This is a genomic window from Arthrobacter sp. Soil762 (assembly GCF_001428335.1).
Taxonomy (GTDB): Bacteria; Actinomycetota; Actinomycetes; order Actinomycetales; family Micrococcaceae; genus Arthrobacter.
Genome location: NZ_LMSG01000023.1, coordinates 111,206 through 127,047, shown reverse-complemented (window position 1 = coordinate 127,047; position 15,842 = coordinate 111,206). Strand labels below are relative to the sequence as shown.

Sequence of the window (15,842 nt, the reverse complement as noted above, 5' to 3'; positions counted from 1 at the left end):
AAATTTGACATGAGTCGGGCGCCACAATGTGATGGCTGCGGCCCCGGGGAAGACCTATCCTCGAATAATCATGACTACAGCCTCGAGCATGGATCCGTCAGGCGCAGCCGCATCGGACTCCGCAGCCAGCACCACCGCCCAGGTGGGGTCCCGCCCCATCGGCATCTTTGATTCCGGTGTCGGCGGACTGACCGTGGCGCGGTCCATCATCGACCAGCTCCCCAACGAGTCCATCCTCTATGTGGGGGATACCGCCAACGGGCCCTACGGGCCCTTGCCCATTGCCGAAGTCCGCGCCAACGCCCTGGGCGTGATGGACGAACTGGTGGACTCCGGCGTCAAGCTGCTGACCATTGCCTGCAACTCGGCGTCGGCCGCTGTCCTGCGGGACGCCCGCGAGCGGTACACGGCGAAATACGGCATCCCCGTCATTGAGGTGATCCAGCCGGCCGTCCGGCGGGCTGTCGCTGCCACCCGCAGCGGGCGTATCGGCGTCATCGGTACCTCCGCCACCGTTGGTTCACGGGCTTACGAAGACACGTTCGCGGCCGCGCCGGACCTGGCGATCACGTCCGTGGCCTGCCCCGAGTTCGTGAGCTACGTGGAGGCCGGGATCACCACGGGACCGGCTTTGCTGGCCATTGCCGAAGAGTACCTGGCACCGCTGAAGACGGCCGGCGTGGACACCGTGGTGTTGGGCTGCACGCACTATCCGCTGTTGACCGGCGTCATTTCCTTCGTGATGGGCGACGCCGTGACGCTCGTGTCCAGCGCCGAGGAAACAGCCAAGGACGTTTACCGTTCCCTGGCCACGCACGATCTGCAGCGCACCGCCGCGACACCCCCGGAACACAACTTCATCGCCACCGGTGACGCAGGCCAGTTCGAAACGCTGGCCCGCCGCTTCCTGGGCCCGGAGGTCCTGTCCGTCCGGCACGTGGACCACGTGGCGGCCCAGTACCCCACCGGCAGCCTGGCGCGGATCACGCCCGAGATGATCGCCGCCGCGCAGACCGCCAGCGCCCGGCAGTCGTCGTCGGGACCCCGGAGATCGAACTTTGTTGGCGCCCACCGGGCCGGAGGTCCTGCCCTGTGAAGCTCACCATCGTCGGCTGCACCGGCTCCTTTCCGGGCCCGGGCTCCCCAGCGTCCTGCTACCTCCTGACCGCCAATGACGGCCAGCGGACGTGGAAGATTGTGATGGACCTGGGCAGCGGAGCCTTGGGCGCCATCCAGCGGTACACGGACCTTGAGGACATCGATGCGATCTTCCTGACCCACCTGCACCCGGACCACTGCATGGACCTGTGCGGCCTGCACGTGGCGGTCCGCTGGAAGCCCGGCGGCTGGGGACGCGGCAGGATTCCGGTGTGGGGCCCCGCTGCGACGGCGGACCGGATGGCCACCGCTTACGGCCTGGAGCTGGATCCGGGGATGCACGAGGAATTCGACTTCACCAACTGGACCGAACGGGATGCCGTGACAGTGGGGCCGTTCACGGTGACGCCGTTCGCGGTGAACCACCCGGTGGAGGAGGCCTATGCCCTGCGGGTGGAAGTGACCGAACCGGACAAACTGGGCAACCCGGTCAGCCGGGTCCTGACGTATTCCGGCGACACCGATTCCTGCGCAGGACTGGAGGAAGCGGCAAAGGACGCCGACCTGTTCCTGTGCGAGGCTGCCTTTGAGGAAGGCCGCGACGACGACATCAAGGATGTCCACCTGACCGGAAAGCGTGCCGGCGAGGCCGCGGAGAGCGCGGGCGCACGCCGGCTGCTGCTCACGCACATCCCCGTCTGGACATCACCCACCACCGTTATGGCCGAAGCGCGCCCCGTGTTCGGCGGCGACGTGGCCGTTGCCGTGGCCGGTGTGCACTACACCGTCTAAGGCCCCTTGGCCGCCGGCCTGCTGTCTGCGCTGCCGGAACCTGTTTCACCGACCAACCCGTCCCAGGACCAGCGCGGGATGCGGAGCCCGTCCGGCACGTCCTCAGCAGAGCGCTGGTAACGGGACACTGTGGTAGTGGCCGCCCAGGTGAAGTAATTGTGCAGCACCTTGCGCACCGGATCGTCATCAGCGAGCCCGACGTCGGCCAGCGCCTGGTCGAAGCAGGCGACCGCCTCAGCCATCACCCTTGCATGCCAGGCGCTGGCCAGCCTCAGGAAAAAGTCGGCACTGCCGGCAGCCTCGTACGCCGTCTGCATGCTGCAACGATGACATGCTGCACCGGACGGGGGAAGGGCTGTCCGTGGCAGGACGTTCCACGGCGAGTCGATAAGCTAAAGGCATGACTTCTGAAGCAACCGCAGTGCCCGTAGTGCGCGCCGATGGCCGCGCCCCCGACCAGCTCCGCCCCATCAGCATCACCCGCGGATGGTCCAAGCAGGCCGAGGGATCGGCCCTCATCGAATTCGGCAACACCAGGGTCCTGTGCACGGCGTCCCTGACGGCGGGCGTGCCGCGTTGGCTCAAGGGCGAAGGCCGCGGCTGGGTCACGGCAGAGTACGCCATGCTTCCGCGGGCCACCAACACCCGATCCGACCGCGAATCTGTCAAGGGGAAAATCGGCGGGCGGACCCACGAGATTTCCCGGCTGATCGGACGCTCGCTGCGTTCCATCATTGACACCAAGGCCCTGGGCGAAAACACGATCGTCCTGGACTGCGATGTCCTCCAGGCCGACGGCGGAACGCGCACCGCGGCCATCACCGGCGCCTACGTGGCACTGGCGGACGCCATCCGCTTCGCCCGCGACAACAAGCTGATCGCCAAGAACGCCCAGCCCCTGATCGACACGATCGCTGCCGTTTCGGTGGGCATCATCGACGGCGTGCCCATGCTGGACCTGCCCTACGTTGAGGACGTCCGCGCCGAAACCGACATGAACGTCGTAGTCACCGGCTCCGGTAAGTTCGTGGAAGTCCAGGGCACCGCAGAGGGCGCGCCCTTCGACCGGGACGAGCTGAACCAACTGCTGGACCTGGCCCTCATGGGCACCACCGCACTGGCGGCGATCCAGCGCGAAACCCTCGCAGACGCACTGTGAACCTGAACGCCGTGAACACTGAACCTGGCGGCGCGCCCGAACCGCGCCTCGTCCTGGCCACGCACAACAAGGGCAAGCTCAGGGAGCTCCGCGACCTGCTGCGCGGACAGGTCCCCGGGCTCGACGTCGACACACAGGTAGTGGACGCCGCGGCGGCAGGTGCGCCCGACGTCGTCGAAACCGGTGTGACGTTCGCCGAGAATGCGCTGTTGAAGGCGCGGGCCGTGGCCGACTCCACGGGCCTGGTGGCGATCGCCGACGATTCGGGGCTGGCCGTGGACGTACTGGGCGGGGCGCCGGGAATCTTTTCCGCGCGCTGGTCCGGCCGGCACGGTGACGACGCCGCCAACCTGAGGCTTTTACTGGACCAGCTTGCCGATGTCCCGGACGGGCACCGGGGAGCGGCATTTGTCTGCGCTGCGGCACTGGCGGTCCCCGGACCGGGTGCCGCGGGCCGTGAAGTGGTGGAATACGGCCAGCTTGAGGGGACCCTTCTGCGCGAACCCCGCGGTAACGGCGGCTTCGGCTACGACCCCGTGCTGCGGCCGGCCGGCGAGGACCGCAGCTGCGCTGAATTGTCACCGGAAGAAAAGAACGCGATCAGCCACCGCGGGAAGGCCTTCCGGGCCCTCCTGCCGGCTATCGTCGGCGCGCTCGCCCGCCAGTGACCTAACGGGAGTTTTTGTCCAGATATCGCGACTAAGTGAGGCCCGAACGGGCGATACCTGGACAAAAACGCTGGGGGGATATTCGTCATTTCCACCGGCATCCCTCGCAGGGCCGCGGAGGCAGCATTTTGGGGCGGGCCGATATAGTGTCGCTGTGAACGCGCGCATCGATCACCTGGTCATCGCCGCAGATTCGCTCGAACAGGGCGTCGCCTGGTGCGAGGCCACATTCGGCGTTCTGCCCTCCGGTGGAGGCAAACACGCCTTGATGGGCACGCACAATCGAGTGTTGGACATCAGCACGGTGCGCTTCCCGCAGTGCTATCTGGAGATCATCGCGATTGACCCTGAAGCGCCGGCCCCGGGTAGGCCGCGTTGGTTCGGGCTGGACCAGCCAGCGTTGCGCGAGGCGGTGCGCCAATGTCCCCTACTGGTGCACGCAGTCGCGCGGACGGGCATGATGGAAATGCTGCGGCAGCGCCTGGCCAACGTCGACCTCGACCCCGGCGTACCACTGGCAGCGCAGCGCGATACGCCGCAAGGCCTGTTGAAGTGGCGCATTACAGTACGCGACGATGGCCGCACCGAATGCGCTGGCGCGTTGCCGACTTTGATCGAATGGACGGGAGCACATCCCTGTGATCACCTCCCGCCTACGCTCTTGGCGTTGCAGGAGTTGACATTGCAGGGGGTGCCGCAGGAGGCACTTGACGTGTTGAAGCTGCCAGAAGTGCGGGCGACCCCCGTGGGGCTTGCCCACGCCGCGCCGCTCAGCGCCACACTGAACTCGCCGCGCGGCACCGTGATGATCGATGCCTGGCACGCCGAGGACTGAACCGTCGGGGGGCAACGGAGTGGCCGGGGAGAAGTGGCAGGCTGCGTGGTGAGGGCTTAGTGGTCCCGGTGGGTCTTCCGCTCGGCCTCGGGTTCGTGTTCCTCAATGAATTCCTCCACGGCGTCTGTGCCGAACTTGGCAGCCTGGCGCTTGGCCGAGAATCCGCGGAGTACTTCGATGCCGATCGGAATCACGGAAACCAGCACGATGACGATGAAGATGATGTCCAGGTTCTCCCGGACCCACGGGACCCTGTCACCCAGCAAGTAGCCCAACAGTGTGACACCACTGCCCCACAGGACCGCGCCGATCACGTTGAAGAGGAAGAACTTCTTTTTGTCCATCTGGGCCACGCCAACGATTACGGGCACGAAGGTCCGGATGATCGGCACGAAGCGGGCGAGGATCAGTGCCTTGCCGCCGTGCTTTTCGAAGAAGGCGTGTGCGTTCTCCACGTTTTCGCGCTTGAAGAGGCGGGAGTTCGGCTTATTGAAGATGGCGGGGCCGGCCTTGGAACCGATCAGGTAGCCGGTTTGGTTGCCGATGATGGCGGATATGGTGATCAGGAGCGCCAGGAGCCAGACATTGAACTGGATGGTGTCCGTTGCCACCAGCAGCCCCGCCGTGAACAGCATCGAATCGCCGGGAAGGAAGAATCCCACCAGCAGGCCCGTTTCGGCGAAGACAATTCCGCAGACGAGCAGCACCACCCAGGGCGCAAGTGCTGGATCGGCCAAGAAAATCTGGGGGTTCAGCCAGTCGGGCAGGAAGGATGCCAGCTGCGGCTGGACCGGTCCTGCACCACCCAGCATGGGCACGGCAAGGTCGCTGATCGCAAGAAAGTTCACCTACTCAGGGTACTTGACGCACTCTCGCTACCCGGCGTCGGACGCGTGATATCCGCGACAGGGCCGCCTTGGTGACACGGGAACGGGCCTGTCCGGCGGTAAAGTATGGGCCGTGGGTTTGGACTTTACGGCGATCGACTTCGAGACGGCCAATGGCTTCCGGGGTTCACCGTGCGCGGTTGGCCTGACAAAAGTGCGCGGCGGGCGCGTGGTGGATGAGGCGTCGTGGCTGATGCGGCCTCCGGTCAACCACGACCACTTCGAGTACCACAACGTCAGGGTCCACGGCATCAAGGCCACGGACGTGGCCGGCCGTCCCCGCTTCGGTGAACTGTTCCCGGAGATTGGCGCCTTCATCGGGGACGACATCCTGGCGGCGCACAACGCGGCCTTTGACCTGGGAGTGATCCGGTCAGGGCTTGAGGTCTCCGGCCTGCCCGGCCCTGCCTACGACTACGTCTGCACCGTGATGCTGGCCCGGCGCTGCTACTCCCTGGTCTCCAATTCCTTGCCGTTCGCCGCGGAGGAAGCCGGCGTGCCGCTGGTTAACCACCACGACGCCGCAGAAGATGCCCGCGCCTGCGCCGGCATCCTGATCGACATCGCTGCGCGGAACAACGCCAACAGCATTGCCGAGCTCTACCTGTCGCTGGGCATGGTCCTGCCGCATCAGGAGGCGTTTGACCCTGCGCACGATGTCCTGTCCAAAGCCAGCCTTACCGCCCTCGCCGGTGCCGCTGGCGGAGGCAGCGCCGCGCTGGTGCGCCCGTTCCTGTCCGGGTGGCCGGAGGAGGGCGAGAACCCCGTCCCCAATGCCGACGCCGAACCCTCCCACCCGCTGTATGGCCAGACCGTCGTCTTCACGGGCGAACTCTCCATGGCCCGGCCGGAAGCGAAGGTGCGTTCGGCCGAGCTGGGTGCCCGGCCGGAAAGCCGGGTAACCGCCCGCACCACGGTGCTGGTGGTGGGTGACGGCTTTGTGGCCTCGGACCTGCGGTCCGGCAGGCTGACCGGCAAGGCCCGGCGCGTCCTGGAGCTCCACGACCGCGGCCAGCCCATTGAAGTACTCTCCGAGGGCGAGTTCCTGCAGATGGTGGGCGGCTGAGCCGCACTGCGTTCATCCGGCGCAACAAATCTTCCCTGCGGCGTGCCCGGCTCCTAGCCTTGCAGGATGAGCAAACTAACGGACGGCCAAACAACCGGAATCAACTGGTCCGCCGTGTTCGCCTTTCCCAACCCCGTCAATGAATACGCGGCTCGGATCACCGCCGGCCTGGTGGTGCTCCTCGCGGGCGCCACACTGCTGAGCGGGTCCGTTTGGGGACTCGTGCTGATCGCCGCGGGCTTCTGGCTGCGGGTGCTCTTCGGCCCACGGATTTCGCCGCTGGCCCTTCTCTCCGTCAAGGTCCTGGCACCCCGTCTGGGCCGCGTTCGCCTGGTTCCCGGACCGCCCAAGCGTTTTGCCCAGGGCATGGGAACGGCGGTGTCCACGACGGCGCTCATCCTGTTCATTGCCGGTGCCGCCCCTGCAGCCTGGATTGTGCTCGCGGTACTCATCGCGGCTGCCTCGCTGGAGGCCTTCGCCGGATTCTGCCTTGGCTGCGTTATCTTCGGAGTGCTGCAGCGCCGGGGCCTGATCCCGGAGGACATCTGCGAGGCCTGCAACAACGTGGCGCTCAAGCGGTTGTAACGCCCACCAGCAGATCGGCCATGCCGCGGATGACGTCCGGGCCTTCGAGGGCGTCGAGCCATTCAGGGGGCAGGCACTCTTCGCCGTAGTAGGCGCCCAGGATGTTTCCGGCGATGGATCCCGGGGTATCGCTGGCGCCGCTGTGGTTGACGGCCAGCGCCACGGCTGACCGGAAATGGTCTTGCGGCGACAGGGTGGAGTCCGCATCCGGCGCTGTGGCAAGGACAGCGTAAAGCCCGATGGCGAACGCCTCCTCCGCGACCCAGCCCTCGCCCAGTTGCTGAACCAGCTCCTCCGGCGACAGGACGCCTGTTCCGGCGCAGCGGATAGCTGCTTCAAGGCGCGCGGGAAGTTCCGCTGCCACATCCTTCAGGCCACGGACCTCGTCCAGGATCGCCGCCGCCGCGTCGGCCAGGGTGCCACCGGCCACCAGCCGGTGGATCAGCAGACTGAAGCTGCCGGCACTTTGCCGTGCGGACGGATGGCCGTGCGTCAGGGAGGCGGCGTCGGCACTCAACTTGTAAACGGCGTCGGACGCTATGTAGGGAATCAGGCCGAACGGTGCCGACCTCATCACTGTTCCGCGGCCCTTTGAGTCCGGGTTCACCGGCCGGTAGACCGTCCCCATTTCACCGGTGGCCAGTCCGCTGATGCATGTTTCTTCCGGGACGCGGCGGTGCCTCAGAACCTCGTTGCCGTCGATCCACCGCGGCGGCTGCGCCGGGGCCTGCGACGGTACAGACCCACCCTGGGTGTCCAGCCAGCGAAGATAGGCCAGCCACACGCAGGCGTTCGCATCGGCGCCCACGCCGTCATTGGCCCATTCGAGAACCTCCACCAGCCCGTCCACCGTGTACAGCGTCAGCTGCGTGTCGTCCGAAAAGTGGCTGCCGCCGTCGAGCGCTGCGAAGTCCGTGAGGCCCTCGGGCCCGAAGCGACGGCGGATGGCCGCGATCGGGTCGGACGCCACCGCGTAGCCCAGCGAGTCTCCTAAGGCGCCGCCCAGCAGGCAGCCGTGGATGCGGGACTTCAGCGGGGGCGCGACAACGGCGCCCGGTTCAATGCTCATGACAGTAAATTTACCGTGGGGCGGAGGTGGAACGTGCCGGGGCCGCCGCATAGTCCGTCCACTAAGCTCGGACTCAGCCAACGCCCAGAATCCCTTGGCAGAATGCAAAGGCACCACACCCCAACGATAAGGATTGTCCCACCATGACCACGCCTGTGCCCGTCCACCGTGATCCCGCCTCCGGGCTGACTGCCGGCAGCGGTGCCGACGTCCGGCACGGGCTGGTGTCCAGGCTGTCTGCGGAAGCTTTTGGCAGCCTTTTCATCGTGGTGGCAGGCCTGGGCGTGCCCCTGTTCTCCATCCCGCAGTCCAGCCCGCTGCCCGCCGCGCTCGCAGCAGGCCTGGCCGTGACCGCGGCGATGCTGGCTTTCGGCTACGTTTCCGGCGGACACTTCAACCCGGCGGTGACCGTTGGACACGCCGTCGCCGGCAGGATCCGGCTCGGTGACGCCGCCGCGTACATCGGCGCTCAGCTGGTGGGCGGGCTCTTGGGCGCCCTCGCACTCTTCGGCATCCTGCGCACGCTGCCGGGCATCCAGGACAGCCGGACGGCGTTCGACACCGTGACCGCCGGATTCGGCGAACATTCCATCATCCAGGCGCCCCTCGCCGGCGTGCTCCTGCTGGAAGTACTCGGCGCCGCCATCCTGGTCGCGGTCTTCCTGGGTACCACAGCGCGCAACAACATCAACAAAACGGCAGCCGCCGTCGCCGTGGGCCTTGCCTTCGCCGTCCTGCTGCAGCTGGGCCTGTCCGTGGGCAATGCGCCGTTCAACCCTGCCCGCGCCACGGCCTCGGCCGTCTTCAGCTCCAGCTGGTCCCTTGAGCAGCTGTGGCTCTTCTGGGTTGCTCCCTTGGCGGGTGCGGCCATCGCCGGGCTGGTCTTCCGTGGGTTCGCTGAGCCGGTTGCTGCCGTAACTGCCTCGGCCGCTGGATCAGCCGCTGACGGATCTGTATTTGACGACACCGACGCCGTTGAGGATTTTGACGACGAGGATGCCGACGTCGATGGCGACGTCGCCGACGAGTCCGCTGCGGTGCCCGCCAAAGCACCTGCTCCGGCCAAGCCCGCACCGGCTCATGCCGCCGCGGACGAGCCGGACAGCCGCGACGAGGCCCAGGAATTCTTCGACGGAAAGCGCGGCTAGCTGGCCTGACTGGGCAACGGCCTGTTGCGGCGGTTTCCTAAACTGTCGGTGGCAGCCGCTAGCGTAAGAGTATGCGGTTATTGCACACATCGGACTGGCACTTGGGCAGGTCCTTCCACGGCGTCGGGATGCTGGACGCCCAGCGGTCATTTGTTGATCAGCTCGTCAGCGCCGTCACCGGAAATGCGGTCGACGTCGTCCTGATCGCCGGCGATGTCTACGACCGCGCCCTGCCCGGCGTCGACGTCGTGGGGCTGTTGGACGATGCCCTGGTGCGGCTCACGGCGGCCGGCGCCACTGTGGTGCTGACATCCGGCAACCACGACTCCGCCATCCGGCTGGGCTTCGCCTCCCGGCTGCTGGAACGTGGCGGCGTCCACTTGCGGACCCGGCTGGCGGACCTGGACCAGCCCGTCGTCCTGCCCCTTGAGACGGGTGACGGCGGGACGCCCGGTGCCGTCCTGGCCATCTATGGAATCCCCTGGCTGGAACCGCGCCTCGTCGCCGAACAACTCGGTGCAGAAACAGCCAGCCACTTCGAAGTCACCCGCGCCGCCACTGACCGCATCCGGGCAGACCTCGCGGAGCGCAGCGCTGCGGGAACCGTCCATTCAGTGGTCCTGGCCCACACGTTCGCCAGTGGCGGGATCAGCTCCGACAGCGAGCGGGACCTCAGCATCGGGGGAGTCGGAGCCGTGCCCCTGGACCTGTTTGACGGATTCAGCTACACCGCGCTGGGGCACCTGCACGGCCGCCAGACCCTGTCGCCGCAGGTCAGGTACTCGGGTTCGCCCCTTGCCTACTCGTTCTCCGAAGCCAAGCACACCAAGGGAAGCTGGCTGATCGACGTCGGCCCGGACGGCGTGACCGGCGTATCCGAACTGTCGTGGGAAGCCCCGCGGAAGCTGGCCGTGCTCCGCGGCGATATCTTGGAGCTCCTGGAGTCCGCAGAACATTCCTGGGCCGAAGGGGCGTACTGCCAGATCACCCTGACGGATGCGCAGCGGCCCGCGCAGGCCATGGAGCGGCTCCGGGCCCGGTTTCCGGACACGCTGGTCCTTGGCTTTGATCCGCAGGGCGGCTCCGTCAAGGCGTCCAAGAGCTACAGCAGCCGGCTCGCCGAAGCCCAGGATGATCTCTCGCTCTGCTGCGGATTCCTCGATCATGTGCGGGGGCGGGACGCGGACGACGCCGAGCGGTCGGCCATCGCCGCGGCGCTGGATAACGTACGCCTGACGGAGGCATCGCTATGAGGATCCACCGCCTTGCCATCTCCGCCTTCGGGCCCTTTGCGGGCACCGAGGAAATCGACTTCGACAGGTTGAGCGCCCACGGACTCTTTCTCCTTAACGGGCCGACGGGGGCAGGGAAGACCAGTGTGCTGGACGCCGTCTGCTTTGCGCTGTACGGATCCGTGCCGGGGGCGCGCCAGGAGGGTAAGCGCCTGCGCAGCGATCATGCCGAGCCGTCGCTCGAACCGGCGGTAACCTGCGAGTTTTCCGCCCAGGGGCGCCACTTCGAAGTCACCAGGTCGCCGGCCTGGGATAAACCCAGTGCCCGGGGGAAGAACGGCTTCACCACACAGCAGGCCAAAACGCTCCTCCGGGAACGCATCAGCGGGACGTGGACGGAGAGATCCGGACGCAATGACGAAGCCGGTGCTGAAATCACCGCCCTGCTGGGAATGGACCGGGAACAGTTCACGCGCGTGGTGATGCTGCCGCAGGGCGATTTCGCCGCCTTCCTGCGGTCCAAGGCAGCCGATCGCCTGGAACTGCTGCAGAAGCTCTTCGGCACCCAGCGGTTCGAGGCTCTTGAACAGGAATTGGCGGCGCAGGCACAGGCCGCGCGGAACGATGTTGCCCGGCTGAACGCGGAGCTTGAGCTGCTGGCGGCGCGGGCGGAAGCCGAGGCCGCCGCGCTGGCCATTGACGATTCCGCAGCTCCTGCCCAGGAAGAATCTTCTGCCCGGATCGAATGGCTGCAGGAATCAGTGACCCACCGCGCAGGGGAACTGGCTGCCGCGGCGGAGGCCGCAGCAGCTGTCAGCAGGCACACCTCCGGCCGGCTGGAGAGCGAGTCCGCGCGGCGGGAACGGCACCGCAAACTGGCAGCCGCCGAGGCCCGGAAGGCAGCCGCAGAGGCAACCCTGCCGTCACTGGAGGTCCATGCCGCCCGCCTCGAACAACACCGCCGCGCCGAGGTGCTCTCGGGCCAGCTGCATGCTGTCCAGTCCAGCCAGACCCAGGTCCGGCACGCGGCGGGAGCCATGGAATCCGCCATCACACTGCTGCGTATGGCGGCGGATGAAGACCCCGAACTGGACCAGCTGGACCTTGGCGCCTTGGATGCGGACCACTCCGATGGCGGGCTCTCCGCCGCAGGGGCCCTTGATATCGCTGGTGAGCTCAGCCGGCTCCGGTCCTTGTTGGCCGTTGTGGAAGCAAGATTGCCGGACGAAGAACGCTTCCATTCACTCGTTGCCAGGCGTACCGCACTCAGCACGAAGCAGCAGGAACTCACCCAAAAGGACATTGACCTGGGCGTTTCGCTGCAGGCCCTCCGCGCGGAGCAGGAAACCCTGACGGCGGGCCTCGAGCCCCTGACGGAACTGGCCTCAGCCGCCATCCTGCACGCAAAGGAAGCCGCTGCGGCTGAGGAACTTCTTGACGTCGTCCGGCGCTGCGCGGCTGCACGCGCGGCGCAGGGGCTCGCCACCGAGCGCCACTCGGCGTCCCGGGAGATCCAGCTCGAGAAGAAACTCCGCTGGCTGGACCTGCGCGAGGAAAGACTCGCCAACGCCGCCGCCGAACTCGCCGCCCAGCTGGCCGAGGGGGAAGCCTGCCCGGTTTGCGGCAGTGCGGACCACCCGGCTCCCGCGGAGGCTGCGGCGTCAGCCCTGGGCCTCAGCCAGGCTGAGGAAGCCGCCCAGCACGACCACGAGTCTGCGGAGAAAGATCTGGCAGCGCGGGCCCGTGAGTTGGGCGACGCGAACCAATTGATCGCTGTTCTTGAAGGCCAGGGCGGGGACACGCCCGAAGAGGATGCGATTGCAGCGTTCGAGACTGCCCGCACCGCCGCCGGAGAGTCGCAGCTGGCGGTGAAAAACCTCGCTGACCTCCGGCAGCAGCTTGAGGCAGCCGAAGCCAGATTTACCGCAGCGGATTCCGCCAGGGACAGAGCAGCATCCGAACTCGCGCAGGTCACCGTTGAATTGTCGGGGCTGGTGGACCAGCTGGCGTCGCTTGACGAGGCGCTCTCCGCCCTGCGTGGCGGCCACCGCGGCCTCACACACCGGCTGCGGTCGCTGCAGGACGCTGCTGCCACACTGGAGAAGGCCGTGGAGGCCCAGAACTTGCTCAGCAGGGCCAGGGCCAGGGCCGAGGAAGCGCGGATCCAGCTTGACCTGGCGTTGCCGGAGGCTGGTTTCAGTTCTGACCTTGAAGCCCGGGCGCAGCTGCTGTCGGCCACCGACGCCGATGCCCTGCTGGCTGAGGTCCGGGCCGGCCACGACGAACAGGCGCGGATTGCCGAGTTGTTCGCATCCGAGGATCTGCTGCTGGCACGGACGGAAGCCGCAGCCCATCCCGCGGTGGACGAAGTCCTCATTGCCGAGCTGCAAACCGCTGCGGAGCAGGCCGGGGAGGAGGCACGCGCCGCCGATCTCGCCGCCGGTATGGCCGTGCGCTGTGTGGAATCGCTGGCCGCTGTCCGCAATGATTACGAACGGCTTGCCGGTTCCGGGCGGGTTCCGCGGGAACGCGCCCAGCTGATGACAGCCCTGGCTGATACCGCCGCAGGCCGGGGAGACAACACGTACCGCATGAGCCTGAACAGCTACGTCCTCGCGGCACGGCTTGAACAGGTGGCGTTGGCTGCTTCCGAACGCCTGGTGGCCATGAGCGATGGCCGCTACCTGCTACAGCATTCAGACGCCAAGGCCGCGCGGGGCGCGAAATCCGGGTTGGGCCTTGAAGTCGTGGACCAGTGGACCGGGCACCGCCGGGATACTTCCACCCTTTCCGGCGGCGAGTCCTTTATGGCGTCCCTCTCACTCGCCCTGGGGTTGGCAGACGTTGTGCAGCAGGAGTCCGGCGGCATCCAGATCGAGACGCTCTTTGTGGACGAGGGTTTCGGCAGCCTGGACGAACAATCCCTGGAACAGGTGATGGATGCCCTCGAAGGCCTTCGCGACGGCGGGCGCGTTGTGGGTCTCGTCAGTCATGTGGGGGAAATGAAACAGCGTATCGGAACCCAGCTCCAGGTCCTCAAGGGCCGGAACGGTTCCACCCTCCGCATTTCCGACGCCGCCGAAGCGCTGGTGTGACGGCCGCCATGCCGGGCTGGACTGGCCCCAGCCGGCCTCTATAATTGGATAGTTACCGGGTCGCGCGCATCGGGAGGAGGGACGATGCGCATTACTGAACGAGCCCGGAACCTTGAACTCTTCAACAATGTCCTCCCTGCCCGCCTCCCTGGAAGCGCCTTTCGCTCCTGACACTGCGCCTGCCTCCGCTGCGCTGGCTCCGCCCACCGGGCGGTTCGCCAGGCTCCCGCACCTCGCAGGCCGCAGCTTTATCCCCCTGGGCCTGTTCGCCCGGCTGCCCTTGGCTATGCTTACTGTCGGCGCCCTGACGCTTGTTACCTCCGTGACCGGGTCCTACGCGCTCGGTGGCACTGCCGCTGGTGCCGTGGGCATCGGCTCGGCCCTCGGCGCCCCGGTTTTTGGTGCCCTCGCAGACCGCAGGGGGCAGCGGCCCGTACTTCTGGTGGCGGCGGTGCTCAACACTTTGGCTGTCCTGGCCCTGATCGGGACGGCTTGGGCTGCGCCCGAAGCCGGGTCCTTTCCCGTGGCCGTGATCGCCGCCGCATTCCTTGCTGGGGCCAGCTGCCCGCAGGTAGGGCCACTGGCCAGGGTGCGCTGGATGGCGCTCACCTCGCGGGGCAAGGGAGCGAAGGGCGGCAGGGATCTGGACACGGCCCTGTCGTACGAAGGCACGGCTGATGAGCTGACGTTCGTGCTGGGACCGGCTCTGGTGGGTATCCTGGCCAGCCTGGTGGCCCCATGGCTGCCGTTGGCCTTGGCCGCAGCCATGACCATCACGCTGGTGCCCGCCTTTGCCGTGCACTCCACCCACAAGGCGGTTCCCGTAAACCGGGGCTCCGCAGCCTCGCGCAAGGCAGCCAGGATTCCCGCCGTCGTCGCACTGCCTGTCCTGGCGATGGTGGCCATGGGTACCTTCTTCGGGTCCGCCCAGACCGCCTTGAGCTCCTTCTCCGCGAGTTTCGCCACCTCTGAAATTGCCGGGCTGCTGTATGCGGTCATGGGATTGAGTTCTGCCGCCGCAGCCCTGTCCGTGGCGTACTGGCCCCAGCGCTTCACCCCGGCGGCCCGGTGGCTGGTCAGCGCGGCACTGATGACGGTGCTCTCGTTGCTGCTTCTGGTGCCGGGATCGTTGGGCGGCATGATTGCGGTGCTTCTGGTCCTGGGGCTGCCCGTGGGCCCCGTGATGGTCACGGTCTTTGCGATCGGAGGCCTGGTGGCGCCGGTGGAAAGGCTGGGGACTGTGATGACGGCGCTGGCCAGCGGGATCGTGGCGGGCACCGCGTTGGGGGCCGCCGTTGGTGGCCAGCTCGCGCAGGCCCACGGCTACCACACGGCGTTCATTGTCCCTGTGGTTGCCGCAGGCGGCCTGCTGGTGCTTGGTGCCGCGGCGGCGGTCATTCTCCGCAACCGCCACTGATCAATGCCGGGCGCTGGCCACTGCCGCGGCCGCGTGTGCGGTGGTCAGCCCAGCTGGGCCTCAATGCGCCCGGCGCCCGCCACCAGCGCCGCGGCGATCTCGTCCGGATTCTGTGCAGCCCGGATGTAAACGACGGCCAGCGCGGCTGGCCGTCCGGCAGGGACCATGACCGGAACTGCCACGGAGGAGACTCCGGCGATGACTTCATCGTGGCTGGCGGCATAGCCCAGCTGCCGCGCGGTTCCCGCCTCGGGCCGGTAGGGGATTCCCGGGGCTGCCGCATGCCACTCAGCTTCTGAATAGGCGGACTGGATCGCAATGCCAGGGGCACCCGCGCTGATGGGATGCCGGGAGCCGGGGTGCTGGACGATGGCGGCCCCGGTATGCCGCGGGTCCACGGTGACCAGGGTGACGCAGTCATCGCGGTCCCAGACGGCCACAAAGGCACTCATGGTCAAGGAGTTCGCGAGTTGCGTAAGTTCCGGGAGGGCCGCCGTCTGCAGGTTGCGGGCAACCCCCCGCGCCAGGACAGCCAGCCCGGGCCCCGGCTGGACTCTGCCCGCGTCATCGCGCACCAGCAAGGAGTGGTCCTCCAGTGTCCGCAGGATCCGGTAGGCCACGGAACGGTGAACCCCCATGGCGTCGGCAAGTTCCGCAATGGTCAAAGGAGTCTCCGCGGCCGCCAGGATTTCCAGCGCACGGATTCCGCGCGACAGGGTCTGGGACGGCGAAGCCTGAGCTGCTCCGGCGGGGACTGCGGTGGGCGTCATGGGTCCCATCCTAGGCGGCTG

Annotated in this window: 15 protein-coding genes; 11 read left to right on the top strand and 4 right to left on the bottom strand. The window is 67.3% G+C overall.

The features are described from left to right. Nucleotides 1-31: 31 nt before the first annotated feature. Nucleotides 32-1,096: a glutamate racemase gene (gene murI, locus ASG77_RS20355; RefSeq protein ID WP_156380391.1), complete on the top strand. Its 1,065-nt coding sequence runs from the start codon at nt 32-34 to the stop codon at nt 1,094-1,096. Further along, nucleotides 1,093-1,890, top strand: coding sequence for an MBL fold metallo-hydrolase (locus ASG77_RS20350; protein ID WP_056349355.1), 798 nt, complete (start codon nt 1,093-1,095; stop codon nt 1,888-1,890). The genes murI and ASG77_RS20350 overlap by 4 nt, the downstream gene beginning before the upstream one ends. On the opposite strand, the gene ASG77_RS20345 is transcribed toward ASG77_RS20350, so the two are convergent. After that, nucleotides 1,887-2,207 carry a hypothetical protein gene (locus tag ASG77_RS20345; protein WP_056349352.1) on the bottom strand — a complete coding sequence of 107 codons (321 nt, stop codon included), beginning with the start codon at nt 2,205-2,207 and terminating at the stop codon, nt 1,887-1,889. The two genes, ASG77_RS20350 and ASG77_RS20345, sit on opposite strands and share 4 nt — an antisense overlap. Nucleotides 2,208-2,290: 83 nt before the next feature. Here ASG77_RS20345 and rph point away from each other — a divergent pair, with 83 nt between their 5' ends. The 3 genes from rph to ASG77_RS20330 all read left to right on the top strand — a co-directional run bounded on the left by rph (nt 2,291) and on the right by ASG77_RS20330 (nt 4,552). Beyond that, nucleotides 2,291-3,049: a ribonuclease PH gene (gene rph / locus ASG77_RS20340; protein WP_056349350.1), complete on the top strand. Its 759-nt coding sequence runs from the start codon at nt 2,291-2,293 to the stop codon at nt 3,047-3,049. Between the two features lie 11 nt (nt 3,050-3,060). Further along, nucleotides 3,061-3,717, top strand: coding sequence for an RdgB/HAM1 family non-canonical purine NTP pyrophosphatase (gene rdgB / locus ASG77_RS20335; protein WP_056349657.1), 657 nt, complete (start codon nt 3,061-3,063; stop codon nt 3,715-3,717). 154 nt (nt 3,718-3,871) lie between these two features. Further along, nucleotides 3,872-4,552, top strand: coding sequence for a VOC family protein (locus tag ASG77_RS20330; RefSeq protein WP_056349346.1), 681 nt, complete (start codon nt 3,872-3,874; stop codon nt 4,550-4,552). 56 nt (nt 4,553-4,608) lie between these two features. Here ASG77_RS20330 and ASG77_RS20325 read toward each other — a convergent pair whose 3' ends face one another. Next, complete coding sequence (locus ASG77_RS20325) at nt 4,609-5,385, bottom strand: VTT domain-containing protein (RefSeq protein ID WP_056349654.1); 777 nt, start codon at nt 5,383-5,385, stop codon at nt 4,609-4,611. Between the two features lie 127 nt (nt 5,386-5,512). Between ASG77_RS20325 and ASG77_RS20320 the strand changes: the two genes are divergently transcribed. Together ASG77_RS20320 and ASG77_RS20315 are read left to right on the top strand one after the other, a co-directional pair. Further along, entirely contained in the window at nt 5,513-6,505 is a 993-nt protein-coding gene (locus tag ASG77_RS20320; RefSeq protein ID WP_056349342.1) for an exonuclease domain-containing protein, read from the top strand. Nucleotides 6,506-6,571: 66 nt separating this feature from the next. Further along, entirely contained in the window at nt 6,572-7,090 is a 519-nt protein-coding gene (locus ASG77_RS20315; protein ID WP_056349339.1) for a DUF4395 domain-containing protein, read from the top strand. On the opposite strand, the gene ASG77_RS20310 is transcribed toward ASG77_RS20315, so the two are convergent. Then, nucleotides 7,077-8,159, bottom strand: a complete 1,083-nt coding sequence (locus ASG77_RS20310; RefSeq protein WP_056349336.1) for an ADP-ribosylglycohydrolase family protein — start codon at nt 8,157-8,159, stop codon at nt 7,077-7,079. The two genes, ASG77_RS20315 and ASG77_RS20310, sit on opposite strands and share 14 nt — an antisense overlap. A 143-nt stretch (nt 8,160-8,302) precedes the next feature. On the opposite strand from ASG77_RS20310, the gene ASG77_RS20305 reads away from it, so the two are divergent. The 4 genes from ASG77_RS20305 (at nt 8,303) to ASG77_RS20290 (ending at nt 15,051) form a co-directional block, all read left to right on the top strand. Continuing rightward, entirely contained in the window at nt 8,303-9,307 is a 1,005-nt protein-coding gene (locus ASG77_RS20305) for an MIP/aquaporin family protein (RefSeq protein ID WP_082576170.1), read from the top strand. Nucleotides 9,308-9,378: 71 nt separating this feature from the next. Beyond that, nucleotides 9,379-10,560: an exonuclease SbcCD subunit D gene (locus tag ASG77_RS20300; protein WP_056349331.1), complete on the top strand. Its 1,182-nt coding sequence runs from the start codon at nt 9,379-9,381 to the stop codon at nt 10,558-10,560. Next, entirely contained in the window at nt 10,557-13,634 is a 3,078-nt protein-coding gene (locus ASG77_RS20295) for an AAA family ATPase (RefSeq protein WP_056349328.1), read from the top strand. The genes ASG77_RS20300 and ASG77_RS20295 overlap by 4 nt, the downstream gene beginning before the upstream one ends. A 127-nt stretch (nt 13,635-13,761) precedes the next feature. Then, complete coding sequence (locus ASG77_RS20290; protein ID WP_056349325.1) at nt 13,762-15,051, top strand: MFS transporter; 1,290 nt, start codon at nt 13,762-13,764, stop codon at nt 15,049-15,051. A gap of 44 nt (nt 15,052-15,095) precedes the next feature. On the opposite strand, the gene ASG77_RS20285 is transcribed toward ASG77_RS20290, so the two are convergent. Continuing rightward, complete coding sequence (locus ASG77_RS20285) at nt 15,096-15,821, bottom strand: IclR family transcriptional regulator (protein ID WP_056349323.1); 726 nt, start codon at nt 15,819-15,821, stop codon at nt 15,096-15,098. Between the last annotated feature and the right edge of the window lie 21 nt (nt 15,822-15,842).